Below are 18,409 nucleotides of genomic sequence, written 5' to 3' on the forward strand. Positions count from 1 at the left end.
AGTTAAAGTCTATAAAAGTTTATAAATGGCAACCTTAAGTGTAAGAGAAGCTTTATGCACAGCAATTAGAGAAGAAATGCAAAACGACTCTGATGTGCTTATCATGGGTGAAGAAGTTGCAGAGTATGATGGTGCTTATAAAGTAACGAAAGGATTACTGAAAGAGTTTGGAGAAAACAGAGTAGTTGATACGCCTATTACCGAACATGGATTTGCTGGCCTTGCTGTTGGAGCGGCATTTGCTGGATTAAAGCCAATAGTCGAGTTTATGACTTTTAATTTTTCTATGCAAGCTATTGACCAAATTGTGAATTCCGCAGCAAAAACAAATTATATGTCAGGCGGACAACTTGGATGCCCTATAGTATTTCGTGGACCAAATGGCGCTGCAGCAAGAGTTGCTGCACAACATTCTCAATGCTTTGCAGCTTGGTATTCGCATATACCGGGGTTAAAAGTAATAGCACCCTATTTTGCCTCAGATTGCAGAGGTCTGCTTAAAGCTGCAATTCGTGACCCTAATCCGGTAATATTTCTAGAAAACGAAATAGCTTATGGACATGAGCATGAAGTTTCTGACTCTGAGCTATCAAACAAAGATTATCTACTTGAGATAGGCAAAGCTGCTGTTATACGGGAAGGAAAGGATGTAACTATCACTGCTTTTTCATTAAAATTAATGGATGCCTTAAATGCAGCAGATTTACTTTCGAGTGAAGGTATAGAAGCTGAAGTTATTGACCTCAGAACCTTAAGACCACTTGACACTCAAACTGTTATTAACTCTATTCAGAAGACTAATAGGTTAGTTAGTGTAGAAGAAGGATGGCCATTTGCAGGAATAGGAGCAGAGCTGTCAGCCGTTATTATGGAACAAGGATTTGACTACCTTGATGCTCCAGTTGTACGTGTAACTGGCAAGGACATCCCCTTACCTTACGCTGCAAATCTAGAAAAAAAAGCATTACCGCAAGTGGAAGATATAGTTGAAGCCGTGCATCAGGTCTGTTTTAGAAAAAAATAGTTCTTTTTTGTGTCTCCTGTTCCGCATTGGTCCATCAAAGAAGTATTTCCAGTGCCGCCTATACCACCCATTACTTTTATGACGATAGTTTTAGCACCGAAAAATACAGCACAAAATATACCGAGTGCAAAAAGAGCTGGCCATGGCATTCTACCAAATATCGCAAGCAAAGCTGCACCTATTATCACTACGGTCATAAGCGGTCCGCCTATTCCCCAAACGTAGCCAATAATGTTACATATTACTTGAGCAGTTGTATCAGTATTAGTGTCAGCGGCAGCACTCCCAACATGAGAAAAAGAAATAAATAATACTATAAGAAAAATATTGAAAATTCTCTTGATTGTAGGATTCATCTCTATACCTTAAACTTAGATATTGTAATTATATCTAAAATAGTATAATTTTTAGTAAAACTAGCATAAAGATTGAATAACAAACGGTGCCACAAAAGTAGTTGACACACAACTGCACGAACATTGTGCTACCAGGAGGGCAATGCTTCCTTCTCCTGTCATCCAAGTGCCCTCTTTTTGTCATGAAAGTAGCTGACACTGATTTCCATCCAAGACGGTGTCATCCAACTCCCCTGTCATCCCAGTGCTTGACACTGGGATGGCTTTGTTGCATCGCTAGCTATGATGGATTAAAGATAAAAAAGGTGGAGAATATCAGTAGCTTATTATTCTGGTATTTATAACAAGAACGGTCAGTGAATACCTAAATTTGAGTAAAAGAAATTTCACTACCACTCACTAATCCGGCTAAAATTCAAGAATTTCAATGCTTTAGCTATTTTCAATAGAATTAAATTTATTAATATAAATAACAAATTACTATTCTTAAATTTGATCAGATTGATTGCAAAAAAACAAGATTTTCAATAAGTTGCTTATAATCCTAATTATAGTTAGCCTTTCATAAGTAGCGATGCAACAAAGCCCACTGGGATCCAGCCTTTCTGCAATCTCATCGAAAACGTTGTAACCACTTTCTATGCTAGTTTGCTTGTGAGCAACCTGGATCCCAGTGTCAGCTACTTGGATGACAAAAAAAGGAGCACTGGGATGACATCTTTATATTTAGGGCAAAAGAGGTACTTTCCGCTCATTTTTAACATTTCCTTCTTTTGCTTCATCCACTTTAGAGTCTGGTTCTTTATGTGTATCAGTCACAGATTCTTTTTCTGCTTGCATTATTTTACCTGATATGTACTCCTTAGCTTGCTTAGCGAGATCGATTACAATAACTACTCCAATTGCAGTTGCAATCGTAAGTGCTAGTGCATGTATTCCTACTGCAGGTAAGGACTCTAGTGCTGCTGATAAAGATGATAAGGAATCTACTTTACATATTGGAAAAACACCACTTACAGCGATAAAAGCTCCAGCTATGATGTTTCCAATAAACAGTAAAAGAGAAGTTAAGAACAAGTGCTGATAATTTTCAGGCTGTTGAGACAATCCTTTCGATGTTATTGAAAGCAAAATGTAAGCTACTATTAATGGTATTATGGAAATAGCACCAACGATACCACCTACTATACCTACTACCAGAGGTGACGGAGTAGTAAGGCTTAATATAATAAGTGGGAGAGATATAATTGATAGTATTATAGAAATTACACCTACTGTTTTCAGAAGAGATAGAAATCCTTTTGAATCTAAGTGTTCTTTAATTCCCTTAAATAATATAAAGAAAACGCTTATACACATTATAGCACAAAGTATTACTGCTGCTATTTTTATTATAGCTGCTGATATAAGTGCTGCTAAATAGGCTATATCCATTATCATTTTACCACTAAACTTAATAACACTGCAATTATCACATACCATAATAAAAAAGTCAACTCTATAGCTAACCCAAGAAAGGTTTCCCACGTCATACCGCGATTCATTCGCGGTATCTCTTAGCCGCTAACAAGCAGCGGGATGACGGTTGTCGTTTAGCCATAAACATTAAGAAATTTACCAAATAAAAAAAAAGGCAAAAGAAGCCCCGTGGTTGGCTAATTACTTACATTATACTTTCAAGTATGGCGTTTTTTTATTCTAAATGCTTAATAACCGCGATTTAGTTGCTTTTAAACCGCAACTAATCTAAATTAGAAACATTAAGAAATTTACTAAACAGAAAAAAAGGCAAAAGAAACCCTAGGGTAGCTAGTTATTCACTATCCATTTTTTAAGTTGGCGTTTTTTTATGTTTTAAACGCTTTATAAGCGCGTTTCAGCTTATGTAGGTAGAAGTTTGATAAAGACATAAGGTGCACATAGTGCAAAAAATTAAACATGAGACGCCAGATACGTGAGTTTTTTTGTCATTTAATCTGTACAGAGAAGATAAATAAATAGCTTCAGTTTCATGATAAGGGGGCTGGCGGAGTTTGTCAAGTAAGTTTTTTCGTTTCTAACGGTTGTTGCCAAAAACTATACAAGAAGTCTTTTAAGATCAATCACTTATCTTCAAGGCTTGAATAAAAGCATTCTGTGGAATATTTACGTTCCCTATAGAATGTAACCTTTTTTTACCCTTCTTTTGCTTTTCAAGTAGTTTCATTCTTCGCGTTACATCTCCACCATAGAGTTTAGCTGTTACATCTTTTCTGTATGGGTTAATCGTTTCTCTGGCAATAATTTTTCCGCCCACTGCCGCTTGAATCGCGATTTTATATTGCTGACGTGGTATTAGATCCTTCAAGCGTGCACATATTTCACGCCCCCTTTTTTCTGCCCTACTTTTGTGAACGATACAAGCCAGTGCATCTACGGGCTCTCCATTAATTAAAAAGCTTAATTTATCTATTTTGCTTACCAGATAGCTGGAAATTTCCCAATCCAAACTTGCATATCCTTTGGAAATTGATTTTAATCGATCATAAAAGTCAAAAACAACTTCAGATAGTGGTAATTTATATCTTAACAATGCTGTTGTTGTGTTACCAATGTAAGATAAATCCTCCTGTTCTCCCCTCCTTTCTTCACATAGAGATAGAATCTCTCCCAAGTATTGGTCAGGGACCATTATTGTTGCAGTAATCCACGGCTCTTCCACAATTTCAATTTTCGTTGGATCTGGCATATCACTTGGGTTATGAATATTCAAAACTTCACCACTTCGTGTTGTAACCCTATATATAACACTCGGTGCAGTTGCTGTTAGGTCTAAATCAAATTCTCTCTCGAGCCTTTCTTGAATAACTTCAAGATGCAACATTCCCAAAAAACCACAACGAAATCCATAGCCTAGTGCATTTGAAGTTTCAGCTTCGAAGGTAAAACTTGCATCATTTAAATGTAACTTTTCTAGAGCTTCTCTTAGATATTTAAAATCATCCGTTTTATGAGGAAAAATGCTACAAAATACCACAGGATGCACTTCTTTAAATCCAGGAAGTGCTTTACTACAAGGTCTCTTTTCCTCAGTGATAGTGTCCCCTACCTTGCAGTCTGCTACTTCCTTCATTGAAGCAGTTATAAAACCAACTTCACCCGCTGAAAGTTCACCCGTCATCACTTTTTTAGGGGTGAAAATACCGATATTATCTATCTGATATGTAGCATTATTAGACATCATAACAATTTTCATGCCTTTTTTTAGCACTCCATTTTTAACTCGCACTAAAATTACTACTCCTAAGTAAGTGTCATACCAACTATCAACTAAAATTGCTTGCAATGGAGCATTGACATCACCTTGAGGAGCTGGAAGTTTTGCTACTATTGCTTCCAGTACATCTTTTATTCCAAGTCCAGTTTTTGCTGATATTAAAACTGACTCACTTGCGTCAATGCCAATTACTTCCTCAACCTGGAGTTTTACCTTTTCTGGATCTGCAGCAGGAAGATCAACTTTATTGAGCACAACTATTATTTCATGGTTGTTGTCAATAGCTTTATATACATTTGCAAGGGTTTGTGCTTCAACGCCCTGGCTACTATCTACCACTAAAAGTGAACCTTCACATGCGGCTAAGCTTCGACTTACCTCGTAAGAAAAGTCAACGTGACCTGGGGTGTCCATGAGATTTAGGCAATATTGATTACCGTCGTTTGCCGTATAATTGAGTTTTACCGTCTGTGCCTTAATTGTAATCCCACGTTCGCGTTCTATATCCATTGAATCGAGTATTTGATTGGTCATTTCTCTTGCTTCAAGGCCGTTACATTCCTCTATTAAACGGTCAGCAAGCGTTGACTTACCATGGTCTATATGCGCTATTATTGCGAAATTCCTTATGTTGTTCATTTATGGCCCACTATACTTAATTAGTGAAACTATTTTACATTTTAAGTGTTGTGAGGGCAATCCTTTATTAAGAGACTATTTACTCCTTCAACATAGACGACACTTTTTTCGAGCAGGAAATCACTTTATTAACCATATAGTTTTCATGATTATTATCTATTTTAGGCAACTCATATAGATAATTTACCATCATCCCGGCTGACTGACTAATACCCTTTTCAGAAGTATCCGCCATCCAGTTTAATTGTTTTATTGATGCGCCATTGCTTAAATGAAAATGCGCCACCGGGTCATAAGTATTTCCATTACTATTATTCACTTTTAGTAAATAATATGCACATAGTTTAAGCATGTATTGTTTAGTTTCATTTGTACATTCAACATTAGTTTTTAATTGCTCTGCACTTTCTAAAATTTCTGCACTAGATTGTTTTATATTTAGTTTGCCCAATAAAGTGACATCTTGGTTTAGATTGTTTTTTAGCCATTTCGTAAAGCCAGGTATTGGAGAAAGAGTTGCATATGTTTTTATACTTTTAAACTCCTGTGATAGCTTTTCTACAACCCTTTTGATCAAAAAATTACCAAGGCTGATTCCAGATAACCCTGCTTGAGTATTTGATATTGAATAGAATATAGCAGTGCTCGCATTACTCGGATCATTTGAAGGTACTGACTCATCTAAAAGGTGTTGAATGCTATCTGCAATCTTATCCACCAATGCAACCTCTACAAAAATTAGAGGTTCGTTTGGTATCTTGTAATGAAAAAAAGCAAAACAGAGACGATCAGAGTCTAGTCTGTTTTTTAGGTCGCCCCAAGAGGAAATTTTATGCACAGCTTCATATTTTATAAGTTTTTCTAGCAATGATGCAGGTGAATCCCAGGTGATTTGACGAAGATCGAGTAGATCAACATCAACCCAAGTATAGAGTATATTTTTTAATTCGCTCTCTAGTGGATTCAAGCTTCTATATTGGTTCTTTAGCTTAAGCACATCAGAACGCATATCAACAATAAACTTAAGGCCTTCTGGTAAAGAAATAAATTGCTTTAATATTTTAGAACGCGGTGATTCAAGAATTTTTATTAAATCCTGTTCAAATTTATAGTTTAACTCGGGATCTTGGTTTTTCTTATACTCTCTAATTTTCTCATCTATTTCCGCTTTATTCGGATTAAATTTTTCTGCCAGGGTTTGTAGAAATTTTATTTTACCTTTCTCTGATAAGCTTAAGTACAAGTTACCAAGAGATACAGCGTTTTTACGTGCTGAAACCTCCCCTCCCTTTGGATTTAAGCACTCGTTCATCTTCAAGACTAAACTATCGATATCGCGACTGTTGCTTAAATCAGGACTGATGTTACCAATCCACGATCTTACAGCATCTGCCACTCCACCTAGTATTTTAAAAAAGCTTCTTACCGCCTTTTTGTCTTCAACTTTCACTATATCAGTTTTTACCAATGATTCTTTTGTCATAGATTCCCTTTATTATACATAGCTAATGCAAGTCAGGGTCATACCGCCGCGGCATCTCTAGATCCCGCTAACAAGTAGCGGGATGACGAATTTGTCGTTTGTCAAATCGTCGGTAAACCCAAGTTATTTTAGCTACATATAGCTTAAGTTAAAGGAAAATTTTAGCTACATAGCAGGCACTATTACTGAATTATTAATGATTCAGTAATACAATAGACTTCTTGCACTACCTCCCAAGCCACAACTGTCATTCAGTAGAAACAAAAACTTCCTTGACAAACTCCGCCAGCCCCCCTATCATGAAACTGAAGCTATTGTATTTGCTTTCGCCAATCTGCAGATTAAAAGGTAAGGATTACTTAATGTATCGGCGTCTTATGTTCAATTTTTTGCAGTATATAGATACTGTATGTCTTTACAAAACTTCATCTACATCTAGATTTTTATCTAAATAAGCTGAACGCGCTTATAAAGCGTTACAAGACATCAAAAAATGCCAATACTCGACAGAGATAGTAAAAGACTAGCTAACTCGGGGATTCTTTGTCTTTTTTTCTGCTTAGTAAATTTCTTAAACATTTGCAGCGTAGGTTAGTTGCAATTAAAAGCGGCTGAATCTCGCTTGTCAAGCGTTTAAAACATAAAAAACGCCAATATTTTAAAGCGGATAATAACCTCAGGGCTTCTTTTGCCTTTTTTTTCGTTTGGTAAATTTCTTAATGTTTATAGCTAAACGACAATCGTCATCCCGCTACGTGTTAGCGGGATCTATGCTTTGAGATACCGCGAATAAATCGCGGTATGACGGTTAAGTAGGGTGTCATCCCAGTGCTCCTATGATGTCATTCCAGTGCTTGACACTGGGATCCAGCCTTTCACGCAATCCCATCAAGAACGTTGTATTTTACATAACACTTTTATGCTTACCAACTTAATAAAATTCCTGGATCCCAGTGGGCTTTGTTGCATCACACTTTATGAGATGGTGATTTATGGTAAATTCATGTAACTATCTCAAATTTAGCCATACCAATATCAGTGAATTTATTAAGCAAATAGCATTTGATTAGCAGTTCTTTTTCTCGATTTATCTCAGATTTATTCCTCAAACTAAATCCGAATATTTGCTTTAATCTTGAGAAAAACCCTTCAATATAAGATCTTTTCCCATAATTTACTTCTTTTTTCCATTCTTTCATGCCATCTTCACCGTATAATTTTATTAACCTAATAGCAGCATTCCTGTCAGACATATAATCTATTTCTGGATGTTCTGCCGCATTGTTTATTGGTGGAATTTTTGTCTTTATATCATATTCGTTACACAACTTATAAAACTTGTGCCTATCACATGCTCTATCTGCATATAGTGCTTTTATGGCATGCTGAAAATCAACTTCTTTTAGCAAATCACAAGCTCCATAGTGATCAGAGTAGACACCGTTACTGTATTTTACAGCTATGGCTTTTTTGTTGTTTATATTCAACATTACGTGCAATTTTCTCGTTTGCTCATAGCCACGATATTTTCTGTCAGTGCTATTTTCCTTGCTGTGACCAGGAGTGTTGTTGTATATACTAATTCCTGTACTGTCTATAGCAATTTCGATATCTTCCATATTATTTTCTGCAATCATTTATCTTAATATTAAGTTTCTTAAACCTTCTTGATGCTTGTGAATAGCTGATAACTGCCAAATCTCTTCCTATTTGTTGCAAATACCCTTTTATAAACCCGACTGTTTGTCTTAAACCAATTCTAAAGAAACTGACGATTATATGCACCAAAATCACAACTTTATCACTATAAATATAGTTGCCGCCCTGCATTTTTGGACAATTCTCGTACCAATTTTCTATGGCGTCATTGATATAACAAAAAATGCTTCCTCTTTCTTGGAGAAATTTGTTATATTCATGGCAGTTACTGACTCTCATTTTTTGTGGCATATTTTTTCTTCAACAGTTAAATGGCTATTTATAATGAATTTTGTCAGTAACTGCCAGTTCTTTTCACTTGAGCGATGCAACAAAGCCATCCCAGTGTCTGGGCACTGGGATGACAGGCTAGCCTGACAACCGTCATCCCTGTAAAGATCAAGTATCCCACTACGTGTTAGCGGATGAGATACCGCGGCGGTATGACGGTTAAGCAATTCGTCATCCCGCTGCTTGTTAGCGGCTAAGAGATACCGCGGCGGTATGACGTAGGACTGCTGTCATTCAAGTAGCTGAAACTGGAATGACACGTCATAAAGGAACCAGTGTCAGCTACTTGGATGATACCTTTTTTCTACTTAGTTTGGGTTATGCAAGAAGTCTATTTACTTCTTAACTTGACGCACATGATGTCTTGCAGCATCATCTAATGTCTCTAAATAAATCATTGCTAGACATATACCACTGTGTACTTCTACGGATACCTTATTGCCTAAACTTCGATTAAAGCAAGAATTTTTTCCCGGAAAAGCAAGATTACTAAGGTGCAGTTCCCATTTTAATCCTTTAGTTGATATTTGAGCTCTCGGTATACCAAGTAAAGATATTTTAGTATTTTTTGGCAAAGAAAAAAAATGGGTAATACCTTTTTGTAAAGTGTAACCTACCATGGGAGGTGAAGGTGTGTAAAAGATACTGCCCGTACTTAGAAAAATGTTAATATTCTGTAGTATGTGATCAATTGCTCCTCCAGTAATACCCGTTACTATTGATGGCAATAACTTTACTGTTTTTAAGTGAGCCATTGCTTTAGAAAAGTCGCAATAATCTTGATCAGGTAGATATATCGTATTCAAATTAGCACGTAAATCCAGATTTACGCTATCCAAATCTCCTACTACAAGATCAGGTTTTACGCCAATTGATAGAAGCTTGTTTGCTCCTCCATCTACAGCAATAATAGGTATATCTCGTTTAAAAAACGATGAGCTCGGTATTTTTCCATTTAGCACTACAATAGAACGATATTGTTGTTGTGTACTGCAGTGCAGCACATGATCATGGTGCAGGTTTTGCATCGTAGTAACATTTTTGAATAATTGATATTATGCTAATCACTAATCCAGCAATATTGCTAAGCACCACAAAAATTGAGCTCTGGTAAAGACCATAGCCAATCCAAGACAATGAACAAATAAGATAGTTTACTAACATTAACATCGATACATCACGAGTAACTTTAGTGATATATGCTTTATATACTTGAGGTGATAATCCAATTAGAGATGCAATTAACGCAATGAAGCCGAAGCATTCTTCAATATTTATATACATACATTTTCCTACGCTTGCTTTAACAATATCAGGTTCAAAGGGTTGTACTTTATGTACTCTCAGCTTTTCTAGAGCACCCCTAATGCGTGTAATTTATAACATCATTTAGTCTATTAATCAAGAAATTAATAGTGACTTGCATTTATGAAACCCAATCGGCTCCTATGCTAATTATTATCTAAACTAATCTTCGGTTGTGCATCTTGCTCAGAGATTAGGGCAACCAACAAATTATTTATCAATTGAACCTTTTGCTTGCCATCTAATTGTAAGCTTTTGTTTTTTTCAAAATGAGCTATTACTTCCTCGACAATTCCTATTGCATTTTGCACTATATGCCTTCTTGCCGAAGTGATAGCATGTGCTTGTTGACGCCTTAACATTGCTTGTGCAATCTCGGACGAATACGCCAAATGCGATATTCTTGCTTCTGTAATCTCAATTCCTGCAATATCTAATCTTTGTTGTAACATTGACCGCAATTCATCTGAAATTTTATCAGAATTTTTACGTAAAGACTCCTCATCGCTTTCGCTATCATACGGATAATTGCTTGCTAATTCTCTTATTAGTGAGTCACTTTGTACAAAAACAAATTCGTGATAGTTGTTAACATTATAATACGCCTTCGCCGGGCTGTTCACTCTCCAAACAATCACTGCTGAAATCTCTATTGGACTTCCATTGGCATCATTCACTTTTATTTTTTCTGTGTTGATATTTTGAAATTTTAGGGAAACTATATATTTGCTTGAAAAGGGAAGCGTTACACATATTCCAGACTTAAAATAAGTTCCAATATAATGACCAAAAAACTCTATCACTCTTGCTTCATTAGGGTCATTAATAAAAAATCCTTGAAGAAAAGTCAAAATTGAAACGGCAGCAACTCCAAGTGCAATTGTGCTGTCATATGCCAAAAAAAGCAGCGATAAAATTAATCCTAGCGCTATTAGTACAGGAAAAAACCGGAGTTGACTTAAATTTCTATCGTTTATCGTATTCTTATCCATATTGTCTTTAAACTTCTTTTTCACTTGAACCCTCTCTGTTGATCGTTTTATTTATCTTATTTACAAATAGTTTAAACTCTCTTAATTCATGATCAGGCAATTTTACTTCAGTTTTATGCGCTATCGTAAGCGGATCGATGTGTTTGCCGTTATATATAACTTCGTAATGTAAATGAGGTCCTGTTGCAACACCAGTGCTACCAACATAGGCGATGACCTGCCCCTGCTTTACTTTAGAGCCTAACTTTATATCGCCACTAAATCTACTTATATGCGCGTAACAGGTTGAATACTCATTTTTGTGTTTTATTTTGATGTAATTTCCATAGCCACCATTCTTTCCTATATATTCTATCACACCCTCTGCAGCAGCGTATATGGGAGTGCCAAGTTTAGCTGCATAATCCACTCCTTTGTGAAAAGCAATTTTACCGCGAACAGGATGCTTTCTATTGCCAAATTTTGAGGATATGCGATAATCTCCATTTAAAGGATTTGCAAAAATTTCGCCATTTTTTAAGCTTATTCCTTCTTTATTAAAATACCTTTCTTTGCCGTCTTGTGATTTATAATGATATAAACTAATAGCTTTTTTGTTTATTGTCAGTGAAGCATATAAAATTTTTTCTTCAGTCTTCTGATTATTAGGCAATCTCTCAAAAAGAACCTCCAATTTACTCTCTGGCACAATGTCTTTTTTAAAATCAACACCAAAATCTTTATATATGTTGATCAATTTCACCACTGTATTTGGCGCCAACCCTTCCGTGGCAAAAAAGGAAGATTTTATGGTACTGGATATGAATAACAACTTTCTATCACTTTCTGTCGTCAAAGTAGCTTTTTTTTTTCTGATTCCATGCTGGAATGGCTGTGCAAGATCTGTTGATGTTTCAGTAGCATATGCTGGTAAAATACAAAGCAATACAAATATTACCAGCCTCATAGCTTATCAACAAAAGTAAAATTACCTTCCACATACTGTACATCATCATTATCTTCCAGCTCTTCAACCAATGCAGATAATTTATCAATCAACTCTTTATCGCTAATTTCAATCAGATCTTTTGGCTGCCATGAAAGACGAGCAAGTTCTGGTTCTCCGAATTTTGCATAAAAGGCATCGCGTACTTTACCAAAATCTTTTATTTCACAAGTTATAACGTGTAATCCTTCTTTGTCATTTTCCTCAATATTCAATACTTCTAATTCGATTCCATGACTGAATAAATCGTCAAAATTCACACCCTCTGCTTTATAGACGATTAAGCCTACATGATCGAAAAGGTAACTAACACTTCCTGTTTCTCCTAAATTTCCACCTTTACGAGAAAAGATATAACGTACCTCAGAAGCAGTACGGTTGCGGTTATTAGTCAAGGCATGGACAATGAGTGCAGTGCCAGAAGGCCCATGACCTTCATATTGGATTTCCTCATAATTTTCTCCAGCAACGTTACCAGTTGCATTTTTTATTGCTGTTTCTATTTTATCTTTTGGCAAATTTTCCTTGCGCGCAGCAAATATAGCAGAACGAAGGCGTGGGTTGAGTTCGTGATCGGGTAGCCCTTGCTTTGCAGCAACTGTTATTTCTCTAATCAGCTTCGTAAATTTTTGAGAGCGCTTTGCATCCTGAGCGCCTTTCCGATGTTTTATATTTGAAAATTGTGAATGACCAGCCATATTCAAATAGTTAAAAATCTAAATTATATATCAAAGCATAGAAAAAGCTAAAGCAAATTTTCAAGCCTCCGGCTTGGCATCTTGTAGGTTTTCTGCTAATAACATACTTTCATACTGCTCAGCTTCTAAGTCAAGGCCAATAGCTGAATGGACTGCTATTAAATAGTTAATAGATTTAGAAAAATATTTAGAATCCTTATAGCTTGCCATATTCTGGAAACGCTTAATTGCTGCTAAATATTCACCACGCCTCAGGTAAAATTTACCGATAGAATACTCTTTTGTTGATATATGCTCTGTGATTAGCTTTGTTTTTTCCTTTATCTCGTCTACATATTCGCTGCCTGGAAAGAGATTAATGTATTCTGTAGCCAGCTCTAAAGTTTTATATGCAGTTTGCTGTCCAAGTTGCACTTTATTAATTTGCATGTAATAAGATAATACTCTTAAGTAGTATACATATGGTAAATCTTCACCATTTGAATAAACATATATATAATCAGCCATATCACTTGCAGCACTGCTATAGTTACCCATATTATAGTGAGAAACTCCAGATAATAATTTCGCTTTCATTGCCCAATAAGACAAAGGATACAAATCCTCTATCTTGTGAAATGCCCTAATAGCTTGTTTATATTTTTTCTGGTCAAAAAGTTCAACTGCTTCTTCATATAGTTCAGTTTCAGTTTTTTCAAGATCATCCGCATACGATTGTGTAAAGGAGCAAATTAGGAAAATAAAGCACGTGATTAAAGTCTTATACATAAGATTTTTTTCGATCAAAATAAAGTATAGACCTAAATATTACTTAAATAAATAAATTTCTTAGGCAATAGCCGGCCCTTCTTCTTTATAACTACGGTCAGAACTACCTGCATTTCTTGATTCACCTCGTCCTTCCACTTTTGGATCTTTCAGCGTCTTGCTGTAGGAATGTATAGTTAAGATCTGTACAGCCATAAAAATTGCAATACCTATCAAGCCTAAAGTAGGTCCAACAGCAGGATTTAAGGACGATGCTAATGCCATTAACATTATCCTTCTTATTAAAAATATAGAAGAACCAGCAAGCGCCAATCCGGCTACAGATATATTGCTAGTTTTCTTGCTAGATTTCTCATCAAGATCAGACTTTTCTGTTTCCTTTTTCTTATTTTTTTCATGCTTATCAATATAAGAAACAAGAGTTGCAAGAAAAGCAATTGCATTGGCAAGAAATAAAATTACATCCTCTGCTGCTTCAAGTGAAGATGTTTCACCCATTATCATACCTACAATAACCAGTGCAGTTGTTATAGCCTCAATATAGATCAAACACTGACCTATATCAGAAATATTGTGCTCTTTTTCCTTTACTTCCTCTCCATTTTCAATAATCTCCAACTCTCGTTCTTTTTGTGCTATCTTCCTATTATTGTAAATTAAATATAGCGTACAAATAAGAGATAAGACTGTAAAAGGTAATATAGTGTGGCTTAGCGCGCCACTTATCACGCCAAGTAATACCTGATCGCTACATATTTTTTCCAGTTCAATAGCCATAAATAATGCAAATGGAACCATTGTTACCAATGATACACATTGTCTATATAGCTCTCTTTTTTTTAGTGCTAATAGTTCTTGTTCTAGCCTTTCTCTTTTGACTTCTTTATCAACTGTTGGCCAAAAATCCCAAAAAAACTCTTCTAATGGTTCAAAATCTCTTTTTTTCTTATTCTTTCCTGGAACCTTTTTGGTAGAAGAAAATTTGCCACTAGGTATTTTCATAATATTAACCTAATTAGTTGTAAGTTAATACAATTATACACCTTTTTGCTTTCTGAGTCAATATCACTAAGATATTAACTACTCTTGTCTATTAACTATTTCCTAGGAGATTTAACCAATCTGTTTGATGCCGGCTAGGATATAATTATAGCCTGACCACATAGTTATAATAGCTGCAACCCATAAACAAATCGCACCTGTATATTGAATCATATAATAATCGTTCATTATTAGCGCTACTACAGCAACCATCTGCAAAAATGTTTTAATTTTGCCAGCTTTGCTTACAGGTAGACTAACATTTGTAGCTATCAAAAACTCCCGCAAACCCGAGACTAATATCTCCCTACAGATGATGATAATCGATGGTACTATTGTAAAATCATTTATCTTCTGCTTATAAACTAGCATAATTATCGTTGAAACCACTATTAATTTATCAGCAATTGGATCAAATAGCTTGCCAAATTTTGATTGGACTTTCCACGCACGCGCCAAGTAACCATCAAAAAAATCCGTAATGCACGCAAACACAAAGATTGATATTGTTATCAGGCCTGCATATTTATTTTCTATATAAAAACTTAATATTATTGCTGGTACTGCAAGCGCACGAGAAATTGTAAGCAAATTAGGCACGTTTTTCTTAAGCATGTAATACCATTCTACGTAGTAGGTAAACTTATACAGAAGTACACCAGAGTTCACAAGCTAATAGTTTACAATTGAACATTTATAAAAACTCCATATACTTAAAAAATATAAGCTTAAAATATAAGGATGTAATGATGAACGATGATTTAGATAGTACCACAAAACAAGAGGCACTTAATTATCACAGTAGAGGTGGTAAGCCTGGTAAAATTTCAATCATGCCAACAAAACCTTTATCTACCCAGTATGATTTGTCACTTGCTTATTCCCCTGGCGTTGCAGCTCCGTGCCTTGAAATAGCTAAAAATCCTGAGGTTATTTATGATTATACGGCAAAAAGCAACTGTGTTGCTGTCATTTCAAATGGCACTGCAGTGCTTGGACTTGGTAATATCGGTCCTCTTGCTGCAAAACCTGTCATGGAAGGCAAAGCTGTTTTATTTAAGCGTTTTGCTGATATTGATGCAGTTGATATAGAAGTTGGTACAGAAAATATAGAAGATTTTATCAATGCAGTAAGGTACCTTGGGCCAAGTTGGGGGGGGATAAATTTAGAGGATATAAGATCTCCCGATTGTTTTATAATAGAGAAACGTCTGAATGAACTGATGGATATTCCAGTGTTCCATGATGACCAGCATGGAACTGCAGTGGTTGTTGCAGCTGGTATAGAAAATGCTCTTGATATTGTCGAAAAGAAATTAGAGGACGTTAAGATCATTATGAATGGTGCTGGAGCAGCCGGTATTGCATGTTTAGAAATACTAAAGTCCATGGGCGCTAAAAATATAGTGCTGTGTGATAAGCAAGGAGTAATATACAAAGGTAGAAACGAGGACATGAATGAGTGGAAGGAAAAATATGCAATTGATACTTCCGAACGTTCTCTACTTGATACAGTAAAAGGCGCTGATGTATTCATCGGACTATCTGCAAAAGATGTGTTAAATGAAGAGATGTTAAAGAGTATGGGCAAAGACCCGATTATTTTTGCTCTTGCCAATCCCGATCCAGAAGTAAGGCCTGAGTTTGCAAAATCTGTGAGGCCAGATGCAATAATTGCAACTGGTAGGTCAGATTACAACAACCAAGTCAACAACGTAATGGGTTTTCCTTATATATTTAGAGGGGCACTTGATGTACATGCAACAACAATAAATGATGAAATGAAAATTGCAGCTGCAGATGCAATAGCAAAGCTTGCCCGTGAGCCAGTACCAGGTGAGATATCTGCAGTCTATGGCGGTCGTAAAATGGGCTATGGACGTGAATATATAATACCTACTCCATTTGACCCAAGATTAATTTCTATAGTAGCTCCTGCTGTTGCAAAAGCCGCAGTTGATTCAGGTGTTGCAAGAAAGGCAATACAAGATTGGAGTAAATATGAAAATCAATTAAAATCTCGTCTTTCTAATGTTCTCAGCACGCTGAATTTACTATCTTCACATATGTAATTTATTGGATAAAGTTAAAAGTGATAAACCAACCCAAACTCTAAGCCATATATGCCAAACCTATTGGTAATGGTTGCAGTTGTTGATTCAACACGTGCAGTTTCATCAACTTTACTTCCTCCACCGGCAGGAATATATCCTTCACCAGCTAGTATCTTTATTCCTGGTACAATATCTTTAAATTGGTTATCAAGGATACCAAAATAGCGTAAACCAGCAAATGCTTGAGTTTGTGCTGTAAGTTGGTGATTGATACCAAGTTTTGCTTGGTAAGCCAAGGCATATCTGGTTTTTCCTAGAAATTTAACCCTAGTTACACCTGCACCAATACCAACATATGGGGTGAATGGCATTTTTGCTATATTAAAATCACGATATACATTGACCATTCCAGCTAAGTTATTAAAACCTTCATTTTTCATCTTAAATGCAGCTCTGAACTCTGCTTCAACACTACAATTTTCTTGAATGTGAATATCAACCTTTCCACTTCTCCAAGGTGAATTGCATTCCGCTCCAGTAGACGCATCATTGTGACGACGAAGTTCAATATATCTTGCTTTTTTCTTATCTGAATAATCTTCATCATATAAGTTAGTCTGAGAATATAAGCCTTCAAACTCAACTCTCATATTTTTGAATAAATACCCTATTGCAGCACTACCGGCAAACCCTGGAACATATTTAGGACTGTATCCAGCTTCAATTCGCTCCTTCTTATTAAAACTAAAAACCCCCTCTGTTATATTGTCACCTGCATCTTCTTTTCCTTCTAGAGAACCTATTGCATTGAAGAATGCTCCAAAATAGTTAGCTTTGATGTAAACATTCTCTAAGTTATTTATTTTATCATCGTAAGATAAGCACCTAAATGAAAAAGTTAGCAAAACCAAAGATATGTGAATTTAAATCTTTCGCCCACCACAAAGCCTCCCTGCATAACTTGTCATTCCATTATTATAGTATGCTTCTATTTTTTATGATAGCAACTTTTTATTGCGCTCAATCGTTTTAGATTTATAATGAAAGTATTGTAATTTAAAGCAAATCAATGACTATTGCAATTCACGAATTAGAGAGGATCATCAAACAATCGTTCCCCGACGCTGATATAAAAATTCATGATCTTGCTGGAGATGATGACCATTATCATTTAAAAATAAACTCCAAGTGTTTTCTTGGAAAGACAAAAATAGAACAGCATAAAATGGTATATAAAGCTCTGGAAGGTCAGTCTATACACGCCTTGCAACTGGAAACTAATACTTTAAAATAAGGTGAATTTATGAGCAATTTTGAACAAATAAAAAAAGATATAACAGAAAATGATGTGGTATTGTATATGAAAGGCACTTCTGATTTTCCTCAATGCGGATTCTCTGGACTCGTCGTGTCAATCCTAAAAAAATTGAACGTGAAGTTTAAGTATATTAACGTGTTGGAGAATGATGAAATACGTGAATCTATAAAAAAGTTTTCTGATTGGCCAACAATTCCACAATTATATATAAAGGAAGAGTTTATTGGTGGTTGCGACATCACTCGCGAGATGTACGAAAAAGGCGAACTGCAAAGTTTATTGAAGGAAAAAAAAATTATTGCGGAATAAGTACCAAGAAACCAGTGCCCAGACGCTGGATAACGTAGTATAGCTATGAAAAAGGATCTTATGTCTTAAACCGTATCCGTTCAGGGGAGCGGCAAAATAAGGTAGACAAAGCAAGATAATAATGTTGATGTTAACACTATTGTCAAGTTTACTGGCCTTTCTATTAGTGAGATTGAAGAATTAAGTGTGAGC

Annotated in this window: 19 protein-coding genes and 1 riboswitch; of the genes, 4 read left to right on the forward strand and 15 right to left on the reverse strand. The window is 35.7% G+C overall.

The features are described 5' to 3' along the window. Positions 1-25: 25 nt before the first annotated feature. On the forward strand, positions 26-1,024 hold the full coding sequence (locus tag ABWU32_RS04320) for a pyruvate dehydrogenase complex E1 component subunit beta (protein ID WP_015588962.1): 999 nt from the start codon (positions 26-28) through the stop codon (positions 1,022-1,024). On the opposite strand, the gene ABWU32_RS04325 is transcribed toward ABWU32_RS04320, so the two are convergent. The 14 genes from ABWU32_RS04325 to pgsA all read right to left on the reverse strand — a co-directional run bounded on the left by ABWU32_RS04325 (position 1,000) and on the right by pgsA (position 15,151). Further along, entirely contained in the window at positions 1,000-1,380 is a 381-nt protein-coding gene (locus ABWU32_RS04325; RefSeq protein ID WP_015588961.1) for a TrbC/VirB2 family protein, read from the reverse strand. The genes ABWU32_RS04320 and ABWU32_RS04325 overlap by 25 nt on opposite strands. A gap of 726 nt (positions 1,381-2,106) precedes the next feature. Then, a complete protein-coding gene (locus tag ABWU32_RS04330) occupies positions 2,107-2,862 on the reverse strand; it encodes a hypothetical protein (protein ID WP_015588960.1) in 756 nt (251 codons plus the stop codon). 616 nt (positions 2,863-3,478) lie between these two features. Further along, the gene (gene lepA / locus ABWU32_RS04335; protein ID WP_353278393.1) at positions 3,479-5,275 is read right to left on the reverse strand and encodes a translation elongation factor 4; all 1,797 of its coding nucleotides are present in this window, start codon (positions 5,273-5,275) and stop codon (positions 3,479-3,481) included. Positions 5,276-5,354: 79 nt separating this feature from the next. Next, positions 5,355-6,758 (reverse strand): malonyl-CoA decarboxylase, encoded by a 1,404-nt coding sequence (locus ABWU32_RS04340; protein ID WP_015588958.1) that lies wholly within the window; start codon positions 6,756-6,758, stop codon positions 5,355-5,357. A 1,001-nt stretch (positions 6,759-7,759) separates the two neighbouring features. Continuing rightward, positions 7,760-8,395, reverse strand: coding sequence for a transposase (locus tag ABWU32_RS04345; RefSeq protein ID WP_265027790.1), 636 nt, complete (start codon positions 8,393-8,395; stop codon positions 7,760-7,762). After that, on the reverse strand, positions 8,379-8,708 hold the full coding sequence (locus ABWU32_RS04350) for a transposase (protein ID WP_141456678.1): 330 nt from the start codon (positions 8,706-8,708) through the stop codon (positions 8,379-8,381). Before ABWU32_RS04350 ends, ABWU32_RS04345 begins: the two co-directional genes overlap by 17 nt. A gap of 374 nt (positions 8,709-9,082) precedes the next feature. Further along, on the reverse strand, positions 9,083-9,775 hold the full coding sequence (locus tag ABWU32_RS04355; RefSeq protein ID WP_265027791.1) for a thiamine diphosphokinase: 693 nt from the start codon (positions 9,773-9,775) through the stop codon (positions 9,083-9,085). Then, positions 9,756-10,031 (reverse strand): SemiSWEET family sugar transporter, encoded by a 276-nt coding sequence (locus tag ABWU32_RS04360; protein WP_006280002.1) that lies wholly within the window; start codon positions 10,029-10,031, stop codon positions 9,756-9,758. The genes ABWU32_RS04355 and ABWU32_RS04360 overlap by 20 nt, the downstream gene beginning before the upstream one ends. Further along, positions 10,020-10,122, reverse strand: a riboswitch (TPP riboswitch). Its footprint overlaps the gene before it by 12 nt. A 76-nt stretch (positions 10,123-10,198) precedes the next feature. Further along, positions 10,199-11,044 (reverse strand): SPFH domain-containing protein, encoded by an 846-nt coding sequence (locus tag ABWU32_RS04365; protein WP_353278955.1) that lies wholly within the window; start codon positions 11,042-11,044, stop codon positions 10,199-10,201. A gap of 7 nt (positions 11,045-11,051) precedes the next feature. Beyond that, positions 11,052-11,990: a M23 family metallopeptidase gene (locus tag ABWU32_RS04370; protein WP_015588956.1), complete on the reverse strand. Its 939-nt coding sequence runs from the start codon at positions 11,988-11,990 to the stop codon at positions 11,052-11,054. Beyond that, positions 11,987-12,727 carry a YebC/PmpR family DNA-binding transcriptional regulator gene (locus ABWU32_RS04375; RefSeq protein ID WP_015588955.1) on the reverse strand — a complete coding sequence of 247 codons (741 nt, stop codon included), beginning with the start codon at positions 12,725-12,727 and terminating at the stop codon, positions 11,987-11,989. Before ABWU32_RS04375 ends, ABWU32_RS04370 begins: the two co-directional genes overlap by 4 nt. Before the next feature lie 60 nt (positions 12,728-12,787). Then, entirely contained in the window at positions 12,788-13,495 is a 708-nt protein-coding gene (locus ABWU32_RS04380) for an outer membrane protein assembly factor BamD (protein WP_015588954.1), read from the reverse strand. 60 nt (positions 13,496-13,555) lie between these two features. Continuing rightward, positions 13,556-14,497: a hypothetical protein gene (locus tag ABWU32_RS04385; RefSeq protein WP_353278396.1), complete on the reverse strand. Its 942-nt coding sequence runs from the start codon at positions 14,495-14,497 to the stop codon at positions 13,556-13,558. A gap of 111 nt (positions 14,498-14,608) precedes the next feature. Beyond that, positions 14,609-15,151: a CDP-diacylglycerol--glycerol-3-phosphate 3-phosphatidyltransferase gene (pgsA, locus tag ABWU32_RS04390; protein ID WP_015588952.1), complete on the reverse strand. Its 543-nt coding sequence runs from the start codon at positions 15,149-15,151 to the stop codon at positions 14,609-14,611. A gap of 134 nt (positions 15,152-15,285) precedes the next feature. Here pgsA and ABWU32_RS04395 point away from each other — a divergent pair, with 134 nt between their 5' ends. Further along, complete coding sequence (locus ABWU32_RS04395) at positions 15,286-16,608, forward strand: malic enzyme-like NAD(P)-binding protein (RefSeq protein WP_353278398.1); 1,323 nt, start codon at positions 15,286-15,288, stop codon at positions 16,606-16,608. Between the two features lie 14 nt (positions 16,609-16,622). On the opposite strand, the gene ABWU32_RS04400 is transcribed toward ABWU32_RS04395, so the two are convergent. After that, positions 16,623-17,495, reverse strand: a complete 873-nt coding sequence (locus ABWU32_RS04400) for a P44/Msp2 family outer membrane protein (protein ID WP_080717615.1) — start codon at positions 17,493-17,495, stop codon at positions 16,623-16,625. A gap of 164 nt (positions 17,496-17,659) precedes the next feature. Here ABWU32_RS04400 and ABWU32_RS04405 point away from each other — a divergent pair, with 164 nt between their 5' ends. Together ABWU32_RS04405 and grxD are read left to right on the forward strand one after the other, a co-directional pair. Next, the gene (locus tag ABWU32_RS04405) at positions 17,660-17,884 is read left to right on the forward strand and encodes a BolA/IbaG family iron-sulfur metabolism protein (RefSeq protein WP_015588949.1); all 225 of its coding nucleotides are present in this window, start codon (positions 17,660-17,662) and stop codon (positions 17,882-17,884) included. 9 nt (positions 17,885-17,893) lie between these two features. Then, the gene (grxD, locus tag ABWU32_RS04410; protein ID WP_006280013.1) at positions 17,894-18,217 is read left to right on the forward strand and encodes a Grx4 family monothiol glutaredoxin; all 324 of its coding nucleotides are present in this window, start codon (positions 17,894-17,896) and stop codon (positions 18,215-18,217) included. The last annotated feature ends 192 nt before the right edge of the window (positions 18,218-18,409 follow it).

This window comes from Wolbachia endosymbiont (group A) of Udea olivalis (genome assembly GCF_964028365.1).
Taxonomy (GTDB): Bacteria; Pseudomonadota; Alphaproteobacteria; order Rickettsiales; family Anaplasmataceae; genus Wolbachia; species Wolbachia pipientis.